Raw genomic sequence first — 12942 nt, forward strand, 5'->3', positions numbered from 1 at the left:
TTCGCGCCGGCCCCTTGCGGCGCCAGCCCCTCAATGTCGCAACAGTATCGGGATTGAGGGTCAGCTAGGCGCAAAGGTGCGACATTGCAAGAGCGATCAGCCGTCGTCGGCGAGGCCGTGCTTCTTGATCGCGTGGCGCAGCTGATCGTAGCTCAACCCCAGCGCCTTGGCGGTCTGGCGCTGGTTCCAGCGGTTCCGGCCCAGCGCGTGTTCGAGAATGCGCTTCTCGTGCTCGTCCACCGCGGCGCGCAGATCGTCGACCGAATCGAGATCGGCAACCGCGGGACCAGGGCCTCCTGCGCTCTCCTCCGGCTGTGGCCGCGCATGGCTGGGGGTCGCCGGCTTCCACGGGCTATCGAAGGGATCGAACACCGCATGGGCAATGGGCGCGTTCCAGTCGTCCCAGCGATAGACCGCGCGCTCGATCACATTGCGCAATTCGCGGACATTGCCCGGCCAGGGATGGTTCTCGAGCTGCTCGGCGACATGCGGGGCGAAGCCGGGCCAGCCTTCCCAGCCGATCTCGGCGGCCATCCGGCGTCCGAAATAATCGCTCAGCACCTGGATATCGCCCTCGCGCACACGCAGCGGCGGCAGGGTGATGACCTCGAAACTCAGCCGGTCGAGCAGATCGGGCCGGAACTCGCCGCGCTCGGCCTTGGCCTGCAGATCCTCATTGGTGGCGCCGACGATCCGGACATCGATCCGTACGGGTCGGCTCGAGCCGATCCGCGTCACCTCGCCATATTCGACCGCGCGCAGCAATCGCTCCTGCGCCCCCATCGAAAGCGTGCCCAGTTCGTCGAGGAACAAGGTGCCCTTGTCGGCCTCCTCGAACCGCCCGACGCGGTGCTTAGTGGCGCCGGTGAAGGCGCCCGCCTCGTGGCCGAACAGCTCCGCTTCGATCAGCGTTTCGGGCAAAGCCGCGCAGTTCATGATCACCAGCGGCTCGTCCCAGCGGGTAGAGAGACGATGGAGCCGTTCGGCGATCAGCTCCTTGCCCGTTCCCCGCTCGCCGACGATCAGCACCGGGCGCCGCATCGGCGCGGCGCGGCTGGTGCGCTCCACCGCGTCGAGGAAGGCGCCGGACTGACCGACGAACTGATTTTCCCGCTCCATAGCCAAGATATAGCGAATTTCCCCAAGGATTGGCAATAGGCACCATACTCGTCCGTGCCGCGCTCTCCGAACCCTGCGCAAATCCGCCAGTCTCGCGGTTTGGCACACCGCTTGCAGAATACCTCGCAACACAGCCAGTCAAACGGCCCATCTCACGGGAGGAACCCCAAAATGTACGATCGCCGCTTCTTCGCCACCCGCCTGGGACGCGCCGCTCTGGTAAGCATCGGCGCGATGGTGATCTTCGTCGGCTTCAGCAGCCAGATCGCGGTCACCGAGCCCCTCCCCACGCTCGCCATCCACCCGCAGGTGGAACTGGCGTGAGCAAGCCGACCAACCCCCTAGGGCCAGAGCCTCGCTCTCCCGACAGTCCCGACCGCTCCGAAAACGGCGCGCAAGAGGCTTCGGCCCGCCCCGGTACCGACCGCGAGCCGCGTCCGTCGCGGATCGAGGAGGAGGTCGAGCGCCTGCGCCGGTCCCCCCGCGCGGCGCAGGCGTCCCACCAGGGCGAGCGCGAGGGCCAGCGCACCGGCGCCCGGCGCGGCAGCACCAAGGGCGACCCCTGGGAAGCCGCCGACAAGATCACCGAGTTTTTCTCCAACGGAGCACCTTTGATGGGTATTTTCAGCCGCACCCGCGACATCGTCGCCGCCAATTTCAACGACATGCTCGACAAGGCGGACGATCCCACCAAGATGATCCGCATGATCATCCTCGAGATGGAGGAAACGCTGGTCGAGGTCCGCGCCAGCGCCGCGCGCACCATTGCCGACCAGAAGGAAATGCACCGCAAGACCGTCCAACTCGACCGGTTGCAGGACGATTGGGCCGACAAGGCCCAGCTCGCGCTGTCGAAGGAGCGCGAGGATCTGGCCCGCGCCGCTTTGGTCGAGAAGAAGAAGGCAGCCGATATTTCCGACCAGCTCAAACAGGAGATCGCGGTGCTCGACGATGCGCTGCGCGCCTATGAGCAGGACATCCAGAAGCTGCAGAACCGGTTGCGCGAGGCGCGCAGCCGCCAGACCGCGATCGCCGCACGATTGGAAAGCGCCGAGAACCGGGTCAAGCTGCGCACGCTGATGAGCTCGGAACGCACAGACGACGCGCTGGCGCGCTTCGACCAGCTCGAACGCCGGGTCGATTACGCCGAGGGCCGCGCGGAATCGCTGTCGCTCGCCGAAGGCGGCAACAAGGCCACCCTCGCCGACGAGATCTCCGCGCTCGAGGGCGCCGATGCGATCGACGACGAGCTCGAACAGATGAAGCGCGCGCTCGGCAAGAGCGGCGACACCAAACAGGGGAACTGAGCCATGGAAGAAGTACTCGCAATCGCGGCAATCTTCGTTTTTCTCCCGTGGATCATCCTCCACTATGTGACCAAGTGGAAGACCTCCGCCTCGATCACCACCGACGACGAGGCGCTGCTCGAAGAGCTTTACAGCCTCGCCAAGCGCCTCGACGAGCGGATGGACACGGTCGAGCGGCTGGTCGCCTCGGACAATCCCGGCTTCAAGCCCGCGCGGCTGGTGCATGATTCCGAGGTCGACAACCAGCAGCTGCGCGAACTGGAAGAACTCATTGCCGAGAAGAAAGGAGCGAGCAAATGAACAGCCCCCGCACCACGCTTTACCGCGACAAGCAGAACGCCAAACTGATGGGCGTCTGCGCCGGGATCGCCGACTACACCGGGGTCAACCCGCTCTGGATCCGGCTCGGCTTCCTGATCGCGGTGCTCTCGGGCGTCCTCAGCCCCGTCGTCCTGCCGCTCTACTTCCTCGCCGGGCTGCTGCTCAACAAGAAGCCCGAATATCTCTACCGCGAGAAGCCCGAAGAGCAGAAATACTGGCAGGGCGTGCGCCAGAACCCCAAGCGCACCGCACGCCAGATCCGCTCGAAGATGAAGGATGTCGATCGCCGGCTGGCCGAGGTCGAGACCTTCTACGTCAGTTCGAACCCGCGCCTCCACGCCGAGATCGAGCGGCTACGCTGAGCGGCTTCAAAAACAACAACACAATCACGGGGGAATTCCAATGGAAGGCGTAATCGCACTGCTGATCCCGATCCTGGCGCTGTCGATACCGATCGTCGCGATCTGGACCAAGCACCGCCAGAAGATCATCGAGATGCAGGTCGACGCGACCGTCAGCAACACCGCCGAACGCGCCGCGCAATACGCCTCGCAGGTCCAGCAGCTCGAAGACCGGGTCCGGGTTCTCGAACGCATCGTCACCGAGAAGGGCTACGACATCGCGACCCAGATCGATGCGCTGCGTGACCAGCGCCGGGTGGACGAGACCGAAGCGGGCGTCTCGCTCGAAACCAAGCAGCGAGGAGTGGCGTAATGGAATTCGAGGGACCCGTCTTCATCCTTGCGATCATCGCCTTCAGCACGCTGGCCTGGCTGATCAACAATTGGATCCGCGCCAAGCACGGCTACGCCCTCGAGGACGAATGGGGCGGCAAGACCGAGCGCAGCGCCAACCCCGCCGACAGCGTAGAGACCGAGCAATTGCGCGCCGAAAACGCCGAGTTGCGTACGCTGCTGGGCAAGGTCGACCAGCGGATGCAGGTGCTCGAACGGATCGTGACCGACAAGGGCTATTCGCTCGCGGACGAGATCGAGGCGCTGCGCGACCGCGGACCCGCGCTCGCTTCGCCCGCCGACCGCACGGACACCTATAGCGATGGCGGCACCCCGCTGGCCGTCACGCAAAGGGAGCAGGCCCGATGAACGAAGCCGCAGAAATCGTCCCGCACCTTCCCTGGATCATCGGCTCCGCGCTGGCGCTGGGTGCATTGGGGACCCTAGGCTGGATCCACACCACCCGTCTCAAGATCAAGCACGGCTACCCGCTGGAGGGAATGTGGGGGCAGTCGCTCAAGCCCTCCACCGACGGGCAGACTGCCGAGCGCGTCAGGTTGCTGACGCAGGAAAACGCCGAACTGCGCGCCGAACTGGGCTCGATGAAGGACCGGCTGGTCAATGTGGAACGCATCGTCACCGACAGCGGCTATCATCTGACCGGCGAGATCGACCGGCTGCGCGACCACGGCGGCGCGAAGCGCGAAAAGGGGACCACGCAATGAGTTTCTGGACCGCCGCCGTCATCATCGTCCTGATCTGGGGCATCGTCCAGATCTATACCCGTCGCCACGATCGCGATCTGGGCGTAACGCGCGACGAGGATGGCAATCCGGTATTCGCGCCCTCGAAAGCCGATCCCGAAGGCGACGAGACCCGCCGTGAAATCGAACGCTTGAACGACCGCATCAAGGTGCTCGAACGCATCGCAACCGACGCCAACAGCCAGGAGGCGCAGGAGCGCCGCCGCATCGCCCAGGAAATCGAAGACCTGCGCGACAGGCAGGCCGAGTAACAACCACCGGGTACCAGGAAGGACATGAGGGAAATGTTCGAACCATCACTCGTCATCGCTGCCGCCGCGCTGATCGGCTTGGGCATCGTCGCCATCACGCTGTTGCTGGGCTGGCGGGGGTGGCTGGCGCTCAAGCAGCGCGAACTCGACAGCCACCGCAGCGAACCGCGCGAGCCCGGCTCGCCGATGGGCGCCGCGCGGATCGAGATCTCCGATCTCAAGGAGCGCATCCGCAAGCTCGAGGCGATCGCCAGCGGGGTGGATCTGTGAGCACAGCCCGGCAGGATGCCGCAAGGGTCGGGATCGGTCTGGGCAGCGCGATCGCGGTCGCGATCTCCTGGAGCCTGCACCAGTCGATCCTCTGGGCTGCGATCCAGGGCCTTTTGGGCTGGTTCTACGTTGTCTATTACGCGCTGACCCGGCCCGGCGGCCTGTCCGGCTGAGATGGACGCAGCATTGCGCCGCCGCTAGACGCAGCGCCATGAGAAACCTCGACGACATCGCCGAAGAATACCATTTCCTCGAGGGCGACGAACGCTATCGCCTGCTGATCGAGCTGGGCCGCGAACTCGATCCCATGCCCGAGGCGCTCAAGACCGATGCCACGCTGGTCCGGGGCTGCTCGGCATCGGTGTGGGTCTATCCCACCGAACAGGCCGGCCAGCTCCATTTCCTCGCCGACAGCAATGCCGCGATCACCAAGGGCATCGTCGCGCTGGTGATCGCCGCGGTGCAGGATCGGCCTGCCGCCGAGGTCGCCCGGATGGATGTCGCCGCCGCGCTCGACCCCTTCGATCTCAGGAACCAGCTTTCCTCCAACCGCACGCAGGGCGTTCCCAACATGATCGCGCTGGTGCAGCAACACGCCGCCCGGATCGCCGCGGGCTGAGATGCGCGCGCTCTATCGCGTCGCCGGTCTGCTGAGCCTCGGGCTGGGGATCGCGGGCGCCGTCCTGCCGCTGATGCCGACGGTGCCCTTCCTGCTGCTGGCGGTCTATTTCTTCGCCCGCAGCAATCCCGTCTGGGAACAGCGCATCCTCGATCATCCGCACTGGGGGCCGCAGGTGCGCGACTGGCGCGAACGCCGGGCGATCAGCCGCTCCGCCAAGACGCTGGCGGTGGGCGCGATGGCGACCGGAGCGGTGTTCACCTATTTCACGCTCGGCGCCCCCTGGTACTACGTCTCGATCGCGATCCTGGTGATCGCCGGGAGCTGGATCGCCACGCGCAACGAATGAAGGATCGCGGCCTCCAGGCTCACTCCGACGCCCATGGGCCAGCGGTTCTTGCGAACTCCAAATCGCTTGCCGGTCGGACCGCGTTGAGCCTAGGGCCCAACTTTTCGGCGGCTCGGCAACAGTTTTTCAATCGATGGTGGCTAGTCCGGGCATGATGAGATGGATTGAAAGCCACATCCCGGGCGGGAGAAAGACCGCCCTGCTGGCGCTGGCCTTCTTCGCAGTCACGTCGCTGACCATCGCGCTGACCCGGTTCGGGGATGCGCTCGCTCTGGTGTGGTTCGGCACCGCAATCCTCGTCACCGCGCTGATTGCGCTCCCCAGAGCGCACTGGACGCCGGTCATCTGGTGCTTTGCAGCGCTCAGCGCGGTAGCCACCAGCCTGTTCGGTTTCGGCCCCCACATGGCGCTGCAACTGGCCGCGGCCAATGTGTTCGAAGGCTACGTGATCGCGCGCCTGCTGCTTGCGCTGCGACCGCAGCGCGACTGGCTCGAGAGCGTCGACGGAATGATCGTCCTGATCGTGGCGGGCGGTATCGTCGGACCCGCGCTCGCGGCGATCCCGGGAGCTTTCATGGTGGCGCTGGTCACGCCGGGCGGCTGGCTCCCCCACGCCGTCGACTGGGTCGCCAGCCATGCGCTGGGCACGCTGCTCGGCTTCCCGATCGTCTATCTGACCGCCTCGCACGCACGTCCGAAAGGCGCCGCAGCCGTCGGCCTGCCGCTCATCCTCGAAGGGACCGCTCACGCGCTGACCGTCGGCGCGGTTACCGCGCTGGTGTTCCTGCAAGCCCAATTGCCGCTGTTGTTCCTGCCCATCGTCCCGCTGCTGTTCGCGGCGTTCCGCCTGGGTCGGACCGGCGCGTCGATCGGATTGATCACCATCGCCGTGATCGCCATCGGTTCGCTCTCCACCGGTGCCGGCTTTTCGCTCCCGGTCCTGAATGCCTTTGGCGACAAGGTCCTGTTCCTGCAGTTCTACCTCGCGGTGCTGCTGCTGCTCGCGCTGCCGGTCTCGGTGGCGCTCAAGCAACGCCAGCTGCTGTTCGACGAGCTCGAGGAGCAACGGGCACTCAAGGGGCTTATTTCGGACCATTCGGACGATGCGCTGCTCAATCTCGACAGCGCGGGTCTGGTGCGTTTCGCCTCTCCCGCCAGCGAGCGGCTGAGCGGCAGGGACGAGCTGATCGGTCGTCCCCTTACCGCGTTCTTCGAGCCGCTCGACGAAGCGCTCGTGCTCAGCGTCCTCGGCCACGCCGCCAACGAACCGGGGCGGACCTGCGTGCTCGAGCGCCCGGTGCTGCGCGGCGACGAGCAGATCTGGCTCGAGGCGCGGGTACGCGCCGTTCCGCTGGCCAAAACCGCGGGCCGGATCGCGGGCTACGCCGTCACCATCCGCGATGTCACCGCCAGCAAACAGGCCGAGCTGCGCGCCTTGCAGGAAGCCGATACCGACGCGCTCACCGGCCTGCCCAACCGCCGCGCTTTCCTCCGCCATCTCGACGCCCAGCTGGCTTACGCCGCGGATCGCCCGTTCGTCTTCGCCATCATCGATCTCGACCGGTTCAAATGCGTCAACGACACGCATGGCCACGACGCGGGCGATATGGCTCTGCGCCGGGTCGCCGCGGCGATGGGCCGGCTGAGCGCGCCCGAGCGCTTTTTCGCCCGGCTGGGCGGCGACGAATTCGCGCTGATCGCCGAAAACCACGACCCCGCCGAGGCGGTGGCTCTGTGCGAGGAATTGTGCGCCGCGGTCGCCGCGCTGGATCTGCCCGCGCCCGATGATTCCACCTTCTCGCTGACCGCCAGCGTCGGCCTCGCCCGGATCGACAGGCCGTGCAGCGCCTCGCTCGCCCTGCAGGCCGCCGATGGTCCGCTCTACGCCGCCAAATCGGGCGGCGGCAATCGGGTCGGGGTCGCCACCGCGACCCGGACGCAGCCCAAGATCGGCCGTCCGGTCAGCAGCAACCGGGCCGCCTGACGGCTTTCATCGCTTGCCGCGCGAGCGCCCCCTGGGTGCTCGCCCGGCCGGTCTGAGGTCCACCCTCTACCCGGTTGAAAATGTTCTTTTGCGCCGCGCGCTGCGCAGCGAGGCAGCCGCTTGGATTCAGGGGTCATTCAGCTCGGCTCGTCCTACATGAGGAACGTTTCATCGTAGAACAAGGAGCCTAGCCATGTCGCTCAGAAGCTATCGCAGCAGCAGTCCCGACGCATGGTCGGTGCCCCGGCCCTATAGCGACGCGAGCCTCAGGATGATGAAGCACGGTCGGGTGCTGCCGATGGAGGACGAGCCGCGGCGGCTGCGGCGCCTGCTCGGTTTCTGACCGTCGCGGGCGCAGCGAGCGCTGGGCCGCTCCGGCTCAGTATTCCGCGCTGAGCAAGGCGCGTCCGCCGCCCTGGAGCGTGGTCTGCACCGTGCCGGGCGCAGGATTGGCGGCGGCCAATCGCGGCGCGAAGCCATCGTAGATCGCACGCGCGGCGGTGGCGATCACCGCCGGGCGGTTGTCGCCGCCGCGCGCGAAGAAGGCGACCGCAAGACGGCGGCCGTCGGGCAGGGTCACAAAGCCGACATCGGTCGTATAGCGATTGAGCGTGCCGGTCTTGTGCTCGACCACCGTGCCCGGCGGCATCAGCCCGCGGATGCGATTGGATCCGGTCGCGCAGCGGCGCATCATATCCATCAGCGTAGCGCGGCTCTGCGCGCTCAGCGCCCGGTCGCCATCGATCAGGCGGAGCAGCTCGAGCATGGCCAGCGGGGTGCTGGAATCGCGCACATCCCACAGATCGCGACGCGCCGCGAGCAGATCGGCGATGTCGCGATCGACGCGGATACCCTCGAGCCCATGGCCGCGCAGCCAGCGGTGGATCGCCGCCGGGCCGCCGAGCGTGGCGATCAGCTCGTCGGTCGCGCGGTTGTCGCTGCGGACCATCATCCGATCCATCAGCTCGTAGGCGGTGGAAGCGCCGATCGTCTCACCCAGCGAGCGCCGCCGGGCATCGACTTCGGCGAGATAGGCCGCGGCGACCGCGATCTTCATCGTGCTCGCCATGGGAAAGGCCATGTCGGCATTGACCCCGATCGTCTGACCGGTGGCCAGATCGAGCGCGGCGATCCCGTATTCGCCGGGATTTTCCCGCGCGGTGGTGGCGAGCCGCTGCTCCAGATGCCGCAGCTCGAGCTGCTGGATTTGGTGCGGCTGAAACTCGAGCGGCTGGGCGCTGGCCATCGCCGAGGGCGCAACCAGCAGCAGAGCGAGCCAGGCGCCAAAACCGAATTTCCGCATCGTCAGTTCTCCCACCAACCGATTGAAGTACAAGGCAAGACTGCCATACCTTATGCTCTAACGCGAAAGCGTGAACAAGTCCTGAGTGCGGTGCCGTGGCTGATTGCCTGAGAGGTGGGATAGCAACTCCCGTCCTGCCGCGCGCGGCGAAAGCGACGATCTGCGCTGCTGCCAAGCCCGGCTGTGTATCGCTTCGCTGTCCTCGATGCAGAGCTACCCGCCACCCCGGCCCCGAACCGGACCGGCAGCAAACGACCCAGATGCAGACATTCGCAGTAAGGATGATGTCCATTCTCGCGAGTAGAGCATCACCATTGGCAAAGGTGCCGTTTCGGGATACCTTCCGCAAATGGTTTGGAGCCCTCTTCTCATCGTCGCGGCGATCCTGATCAGCCTGATGGGGGTGTTCGCGGGTTTTGCGATCCTGTTTCGGGTGCTGGGCAAGCGCGATATGATCAGTCCGATATTGCGCCGCTACCGCAAGCCCATTCTCTTAGCGTTTATCGGCGTGCTGCTGGTCGATCAGGTCATCAAGCTGATCGAGGGCCTTCGGGCAGGCAATTTCGGCCCAATTATCTCTCTGGTGGCGCTTGGCTTGATTGTCTGGCATTTTCGCGTGCGCCTTTTCGAAGGCCGCACACCTGAAGTTGGCCTTTCGCTGAAGGGCGAGGACAAGCAGTCTTAATCGCAAGGCTAATACCCCCCATAGCTACCGACAGCTTTCCACCCACTTTCAGTCATTCGGGGCGGAGCGGCTCGATCCTGCAACTGCCGGGCAGCTATCACCTCAATTCTGCCAGACGCGGAATTTCTGATGCCGACCCAGTTGCGGACATTCGAGCTGGCTCTAGTATATCGGGATATGCACCGGAGCCTAATCTCACCTCAAAACACCTTTTGGCAGAACGTGTGGGGCGTTCTAGCTGCGGCTGTCATCATCCCTGTTGCTGTTTTATTGAAGCTGGTGATGTTGCCGTTTGAGCGTCCTATGAATCGCACACCGGAAGAGGTTGTAGGCTATCTTCGCGAGTTCATCGATGGGACTGGCGGCGAGTGGGACTGGGACGATTTTGTTTCGATCCGGATAGCAGACCCGCACCTAGACTCGATTAGAGAGCGAGCAAGCAAGTACGCAGACGTCGGGCAAGGCGAATTGCAGTCATTGCTGCGCGAGGCAGAGGCACTCGAGTCAGCGCCGCGCTGAATTTCCGCTTCCCACCAATTTCGGACGTTCGCGCCTCGGTCGCTGGTCACCAAAAGCGGACTGGCGGCTTTCTGCGATTCTGTGCCAAAAGCTGCATCGCAGCTTACGACCCATTTGCGGACATTGTCGCTGGGTGGCATAAAAGCGATCCAATGGCATTCGTCGAACGCACTTTTTCAGCACCGGAGGGCGAAGTATTGGCGCACTTCGAAGCGCCATATCTTGCCCCCGGAGGTGAGTATCGCTGCCGTTGGCGGATCCAATGGCCGGACCGGATCAGCAGCCAGGAAACTGCCGGGATCGACAGCATCCAAGCTTTGATGCTTGCGATGCGGAGGGCTCGTTTGGATTTGGAAGAGAGCGACTACTTCAAGGCCGGAACCCTGACCTATTTGGACCAAACCGATCTGGACCTGCCGCCGGGCTGGGGTCTTGGCCCTCTGTATGATTCTGGCCGACCTCCGGTCGAATGACCGCGAACCACTCGGACCAAGCCATTCGCACCCGCGAAAGCGTACCCGGGAGCAGTCGGCCCACGGCCGATGGGGCTCGTTTCGCCGATATCCGGTCCAGCGACCGACGGCGACAGCACAGCTAGGGCACGGTTCAGCGCCACGCCGGTCACGCGCCATTTTCCTACACGCGCGCGATTTGCCACACTCGCCCGATGGCCCTCTCTCCCGCCTTGTTGGATTCGCCGCGGACCGCGCAATCGCGCGGCAGGGCGGGTAATCGGAAAGCCACACATCCCTGTAGGTTTGGCGCTGACGAAAGCCACGGCGGGGTTGCGAGAGCTACGCGCAAGCCGCTGAAAAACAGCGCCGAATCCGCAAGGGCGGAACCGCGTAAAACCCGCTTCCGTGTCAGACTAAGGTGTGGCTTTGCTCCGGTCCCTCGCCAGGCTCGCGCTCCGGTCCGGCGCTCAGCCGCCCGCGCTGTCGCGGACCACGGCGATGCCCGCCTCGCGCTGGCGCTTCAATTCGGCCTTGAGCCTGGCCGGGTCGCGCGCGAAGACGAAGCCGAAGCTCACTCCGCCTTCCTTGCCCACCGTCGCGTGGTGGAGCTTGTGCGCCTGCACCAGCCGCTTGGCGTAGCCGCGCTTGGGCACCCAGCGGAAGTAGCGCTGATGCACCAGCCCGTCGTGCACCAGCGTGTAGATCACACCGTAAAGCGTGATCCCGAAAGCGACCCACCACAGCAATTCGGAATAGAGATAGCCGGCAAGGAACATGAAGAACACGATCGTGCCGAAGGTGACCGCATAGAGATCGTTTTTCTCGAACGTCTTGTCGTGCGGTTCGTGATGGTCGCGGTGCCAGCCCCAGCCCCAGCCGTGCATGACGTATTTATGCGCCCACCAGGCGAACACCTCCATGCCCAGCACCGCCAGCGCGACGGTCAGAATGATGGCGGGGACGGTCATGCTTGTCTCACTTGCTCCGGTTGCGCGATTGCGGCTCTGGCCGACGCAGGCGGGGCAGCCCCCACCACGGGACATCGGGCGCGCGATGATGCTCGTGGTGATAGCCGAAATGGAAGCAGGATGCGAGCGATGCCAGCGTGCCATAGGCCTCGCTGCGGGCGTTGTGGCGATCGGCGAAGCCGGCCTCGCCCTCTGCCGTATCGTGATGGCGGTGCGGGCGGAAAGTGCCGAAATAGAACAATTGCACCGAGGAGGCGATCGCCGGGAGCCCGTAGAGCAGGACGATCTTTGCGACCGGAACCGCGAACACCACCCAGTAGAGCGTGACCACGCAGCACACGAACAGCGCCGAGCCCAACCCGAAATACCGTTTCAGGAACGTGCCGTACCAGCGCCAGAAGCGGGTCGGGTTGGCGGCGTCGAAATCGGGATCGCGCGCCGAGCCCGGGGCCTTGTGATGCGCGAAATGCGCATCGCGCATCCGCCGCCAGCCGAAGCCGGCATAGAGGAACAGCAGACCTGCGCCGATCGCGCCGTTGATCCCTCCGCCGCCGGGCACCAGCGAGCCGTGCATCGCATCATGGCTGACGATGAACAGCCCGACCGAGAGCCAGCATTGCAGCATGGCGATGCCCAGCGCGAGCGGCAGGCTGCTCCAGGTCAGGTCGAAAGCGAACATCGCGTAGAGATGGAGCGCCAGCCAGCTCGCGACGATCGCGGCGGCCAGCGCGAGGCCGATCGCGCCCTGCGCGGCTCGCGGGCGGCGCGCCGGAAGGGGGGCGGCGGGAGCGGGCGTCATGGGCGCCGGTCAGCCGCGCCGCGACAATGCGAGGCAGGCGCTCAGTTCGATGAGTCCTCGCCCGGGAAGAAGATGCTGCGCATCCCGTCGTCGATCCTGGCAGGGCGGTGGGTGTCGACATGAATGCAGCACCAGGCCGATTGCACTTCGGCCAGCACTTCCTCGCCCCGGCGGATGACCGTGGAATAGAAGGCGCGCGCGCCCTTGAAGCTCTCGAGCACGGTCTGCGCGATGACATCGTCCTCGAGAAAGGCGGGCTTGCGATAGGTGATCTCGTGCTTGAGCGCGACCCAGGCCTTGCTCGCCACCTCTTCGGCGGGCGCGAGTTTGCGCCAGTGCGCCAGCACCGCATCCTGCACCCAGCCGAGATAGCGGGCGTTGTTGACGTGGCCCATGAAGTCGATGTCGTCGGGCACGACGGTGATCGGAAAGGCGAATGGCTTTGCTGACATATGTGTTAGTTAGGCGTTGATACCTTTCTTTTCCATGACACGG

22 protein-coding genes are annotated in these 12942 nt (G+C 65.2%); 17 read left to right on the plus strand and 5 right to left on the minus strand.

Annotation, left to right across the window (positions count from 1 at the left end):
* Positions 1-96: 96 nt before the first annotated feature.
* On the minus strand, positions 97-1119 hold the full coding sequence (gene pspF / locus Q9K01_RS10410; RefSeq protein ID WP_305930185.1) for a phage shock protein operon transcriptional activator: 1023 nt from the start codon (positions 1117-1119) through the stop codon (positions 97-99).
* Between the two features lie 171 nt (positions 1120-1290).
* Here pspF and Q9K01_RS10415 point away from each other — a divergent pair, with 171 nt between their 5' ends.
* The 14 genes from Q9K01_RS10415 (at position 1291) to Q9K01_RS10480 (ending at position 8061) form a co-directional block, all read left to right on the plus strand.
* Positions 1291-1443, plus strand: a complete 153-nt coding sequence (locus tag Q9K01_RS10415; protein ID WP_305930186.1) for a hypothetical protein — start codon at positions 1291-1293, stop codon at positions 1441-1443.
* On the plus strand, positions 1440-2426 hold the full coding sequence (gene pspA, locus Q9K01_RS10420) for a phage shock protein PspA (protein WP_305930187.1): 987 nt from the start codon (positions 1440-1442) through the stop codon (positions 2424-2426). Before Q9K01_RS10415 ends, pspA begins: the two co-directional genes overlap by 4 nt.
* Before the next feature lie 3 nt (positions 2427-2429).
* A complete protein-coding gene (gene pspB, locus Q9K01_RS10425; protein WP_305930188.1) occupies positions 2430-2726 on the plus strand; it encodes an envelope stress response membrane protein PspB in 297 nt (98 codons plus the stop codon).
* The gene (gene pspC, locus Q9K01_RS10430; protein ID WP_305930189.1) at positions 2723-3109 is read left to right on the plus strand and encodes an envelope stress response membrane protein PspC; all 387 of its coding nucleotides are present in this window, start codon (positions 2723-2725) and stop codon (positions 3107-3109) included. The genes pspB and pspC overlap by 4 nt, the downstream gene beginning before the upstream one ends.
* Before the next feature lie 40 nt (positions 3110-3149).
* Entirely contained in the window at positions 3150-3461 is a 312-nt protein-coding gene (locus tag Q9K01_RS10435) for a hypothetical protein (RefSeq protein ID WP_305930190.1), read from the plus strand.
* The gene (locus Q9K01_RS10440; protein WP_305930191.1) at positions 3461-3850 is read left to right on the plus strand and encodes a hypothetical protein; all 390 of its coding nucleotides are present in this window, start codon (positions 3461-3463) and stop codon (positions 3848-3850) included. The genes Q9K01_RS10435 and Q9K01_RS10440 overlap by 1 nt, the downstream gene beginning before the upstream one ends.
* Positions 3847-4206, plus strand: a complete 360-nt coding sequence (locus tag Q9K01_RS10445) for a hypothetical protein (protein WP_305930192.1) — start codon at positions 3847-3849, stop codon at positions 4204-4206. Before Q9K01_RS10440 ends, Q9K01_RS10445 begins: the two co-directional genes overlap by 4 nt.
* Positions 4203-4496, plus strand: coding sequence for a hypothetical protein (locus Q9K01_RS10450; protein ID WP_305930193.1), 294 nt, complete (start codon positions 4203-4205; stop codon positions 4494-4496). Before Q9K01_RS10445 ends, Q9K01_RS10450 begins: the two co-directional genes overlap by 4 nt.
* A 33-nt stretch (positions 4497-4529) precedes the next feature.
* Positions 4530-4766 (plus strand): hypothetical protein, encoded by a 237-nt coding sequence (locus Q9K01_RS10455; RefSeq protein WP_305930194.1) that lies wholly within the window; start codon positions 4530-4532, stop codon positions 4764-4766.
* Positions 4763-4939: a hypothetical protein gene (locus tag Q9K01_RS10460; protein ID WP_305930195.1), complete on the plus strand. Its 177-nt coding sequence runs from the start codon at positions 4763-4765 to the stop codon at positions 4937-4939. Before Q9K01_RS10455 ends, Q9K01_RS10460 begins: the two co-directional genes overlap by 4 nt.
* Before the next feature lie 38 nt (positions 4940-4977).
* Positions 4978-5385, plus strand: a complete 408-nt coding sequence (locus tag Q9K01_RS10465) for a SufE family protein (RefSeq protein ID WP_305930196.1) — start codon at positions 4978-4980, stop codon at positions 5383-5385.
* Between the two features lies 1 nt (position 5386).
* Entirely contained in the window at positions 5387-5734 is a 348-nt protein-coding gene (locus Q9K01_RS10470) for a YbaN family protein (protein WP_305930197.1), read from the plus strand.
* Between the two features lie 151 nt (positions 5735-5885).
* The gene (locus Q9K01_RS10475) at positions 5886-7718 is read left to right on the plus strand and encodes a sensor domain-containing diguanylate cyclase (protein ID WP_305930198.1); all 1833 of its coding nucleotides are present in this window, start codon (positions 5886-5888) and stop codon (positions 7716-7718) included.
* Positions 7719-7911: 193 nt separating this feature from the next.
* On the plus strand, positions 7912-8061 hold the full coding sequence (locus Q9K01_RS10480) for a hypothetical protein (RefSeq protein WP_305930199.1): 150 nt from the start codon (positions 7912-7914) through the stop codon (positions 8059-8061).
* Between the two features lie 36 nt (positions 8062-8097).
* Here the strand turns inward: Q9K01_RS10480 and Q9K01_RS10485 are convergent, their stop codons facing one another.
* Positions 8098-9021: a serine hydrolase gene (locus tag Q9K01_RS10485; protein WP_305930200.1), complete on the minus strand. Its 924-nt coding sequence runs from the start codon at positions 9019-9021 to the stop codon at positions 8098-8100.
* Between the two features lie 349 nt (positions 9022-9370).
* On the opposite strand from Q9K01_RS10485, the gene Q9K01_RS10490 reads away from it, so the two are divergent.
* The 3 genes from Q9K01_RS10490 to Q9K01_RS10500 all read left to right on the plus strand — a co-directional run bounded on the left by Q9K01_RS10490 (position 9371) and on the right by Q9K01_RS10500 (position 10698).
* Positions 9371-9706: a hypothetical protein gene (locus tag Q9K01_RS10490; protein ID WP_305930201.1), complete on the plus strand. Its 336-nt coding sequence runs from the start codon at positions 9371-9373 to the stop codon at positions 9704-9706.
* Between the two features lie 129 nt (positions 9707-9835).
* Positions 9836-10225 carry a hypothetical protein gene (locus tag Q9K01_RS10495; RefSeq protein WP_305930202.1) on the plus strand — a complete coding sequence of 130 codons (390 nt, stop codon included), beginning with the start codon at positions 9836-9838 and terminating at the stop codon, positions 10223-10225.
* Between the two features lie 152 nt (positions 10226-10377).
* Entirely contained in the window at positions 10378-10698 is a 321-nt protein-coding gene (locus tag Q9K01_RS10500; protein WP_305930203.1) for a DUF6968 family protein, read from the plus strand.
* Between the two features lie 449 nt (positions 10699-11147).
* Here the strand turns inward: Q9K01_RS10500 and Q9K01_RS10505 are convergent, their stop codons facing one another.
* The 3 genes from Q9K01_RS10505 to Q9K01_RS10515 are packed head-to-tail and all read right to left on the minus strand — an operon-like array spanning position 11148 to position 12899.
* The gene (locus Q9K01_RS10505; RefSeq protein WP_305930204.1) at positions 11148-11648 is read right to left on the minus strand and encodes a sterol desaturase family protein; all 501 of its coding nucleotides are present in this window, start codon (positions 11646-11648) and stop codon (positions 11148-11150) included.
* A 7-nt stretch (positions 11649-11655) separates the two neighbouring features.
* A complete protein-coding gene (locus Q9K01_RS10510) occupies positions 11656-12447 on the minus strand; it encodes a fatty acid desaturase (protein ID WP_305930205.1) in 792 nt (263 codons plus the stop codon).
* A 41-nt stretch (positions 12448-12488) separates the two neighbouring features.
* Positions 12489-12899, minus strand: coding sequence for an acyl-CoA thioesterase (locus Q9K01_RS10515; protein ID WP_305930206.1), 411 nt, complete (start codon positions 12897-12899; stop codon positions 12489-12491).
* Positions 12900-12942 lie beyond the last annotated feature (43 nt).

Origin of the sequence: Qipengyuania benthica (assembly GCF_030717865.1) — a bacterium.
GTDB lineage: Bacteria > Pseudomonadota > Alphaproteobacteria > Sphingomonadales > Sphingomonadaceae > Qipengyuania > Qipengyuania benthica.

Excerpts from the sequence above, each read along its gene's own strand:
- pspF (WP_305930185.1), bottom strand. The coding sequence starts at position 1,119 with ATGGAGCGGGAAAATCAGTTCGTCGGTCAGTCCGGCGCCTTCCTCGAC.
- Q9K01_RS10415 (WP_305930186.1), top strand. The coding sequence starts at position 1,291 with ATGTACGATCGCCGCTTCTTCGCCACCCGCCTGGGACGCGCCGCTCTG.
- pspB (WP_305930188.1), top strand. The coding sequence starts at position 2,430 with ATGGAAGAAGTACTCGCAATCGCGGCAATCTTCGTTTTTCTCCCGTGG.
- pspC (WP_305930189.1), top strand. The coding sequence starts at position 2,723 with ATGAACAGCCCCCGCACCACGCTTTACCGCGACAAGCAGAACGCCAAA.
- Q9K01_RS10435 (WP_305930190.1), top strand. The coding sequence starts at position 3,150 with ATGGAAGGCGTAATCGCACTGCTGATCCCGATCCTGGCGCTGTCGATA.
- Q9K01_RS10440 (WP_305930191.1), top strand. The coding sequence starts at position 3,461 with ATGGAATTCGAGGGACCCGTCTTCATCCTTGCGATCATCGCCTTCAGC.
- Q9K01_RS10445 (WP_305930192.1), top strand. The coding sequence starts at position 3,847 with ATGAACGAAGCCGCAGAAATCGTCCCGCACCTTCCCTGGATCATCGGC.
- Q9K01_RS10450 (WP_305930193.1), top strand. The coding sequence starts at position 4,203 with ATGAGTTTCTGGACCGCCGCCGTCATCATCGTCCTGATCTGGGGCATC.
- Q9K01_RS10455 (WP_305930194.1), top strand. The coding sequence starts at position 4,530 with ATGTTCGAACCATCACTCGTCATCGCTGCCGCCGCGCTGATCGGCTTG.
- Q9K01_RS10465 (WP_305930196.1), top strand. The coding sequence starts at position 4,978 with ATGAGAAACCTCGACGACATCGCCGAAGAATACCATTTCCTCGAGGGC.
- Q9K01_RS10470 (WP_305930197.1), top strand. The coding sequence starts at position 5,387 with ATGCGCGCGCTCTATCGCGTCGCCGGTCTGCTGAGCCTCGGGCTGGGG.
- Q9K01_RS10475 (WP_305930198.1), top strand. The coding sequence starts at position 5,886 with ATGATGAGATGGATTGAAAGCCACATCCCGGGCGGGAGAAAGACCGCC.
- Q9K01_RS10480 (WP_305930199.1), top strand. The coding sequence starts at position 7,912 with ATGTCGCTCAGAAGCTATCGCAGCAGCAGTCCCGACGCATGGTCGGTG.
- Q9K01_RS10485 (WP_305930200.1), bottom strand. The coding sequence starts at position 9,021 with ATGCGGAAATTCGGTTTTGGCGCCTGGCTCGCTCTGCTGCTGGTTGCG.
- Q9K01_RS10490 (WP_305930201.1), top strand. The coding sequence starts at position 9,371 with ATGGTTTGGAGCCCTCTTCTCATCGTCGCGGCGATCCTGATCAGCCTG.
- Q9K01_RS10495 (WP_305930202.1), top strand. The coding sequence starts at position 9,836 with ATGCCGACCCAGTTGCGGACATTCGAGCTGGCTCTAGTATATCGGGAT.
- Q9K01_RS10500 (WP_305930203.1), top strand. The coding sequence starts at position 10,378 with ATGGCATTCGTCGAACGCACTTTTTCAGCACCGGAGGGCGAAGTATTG.
- Q9K01_RS10505 (WP_305930204.1), bottom strand. The coding sequence starts at position 11,648 with ATGACCGTCCCCGCCATCATTCTGACCGTCGCGCTGGCGGTGCTGGGC.
- Q9K01_RS10510 (WP_305930205.1), bottom strand. The coding sequence starts at position 12,447 with ATGACGCCCGCTCCCGCCGCCCCCCTTCCGGCGCGCCGCCCGCGAGCC.
- Q9K01_RS10515 (WP_305930206.1), bottom strand. The coding sequence starts at position 12,899 with ATGTCAGCAAAGCCATTCGCCTTTCCGATCACCGTCGTGCCCGACGAC.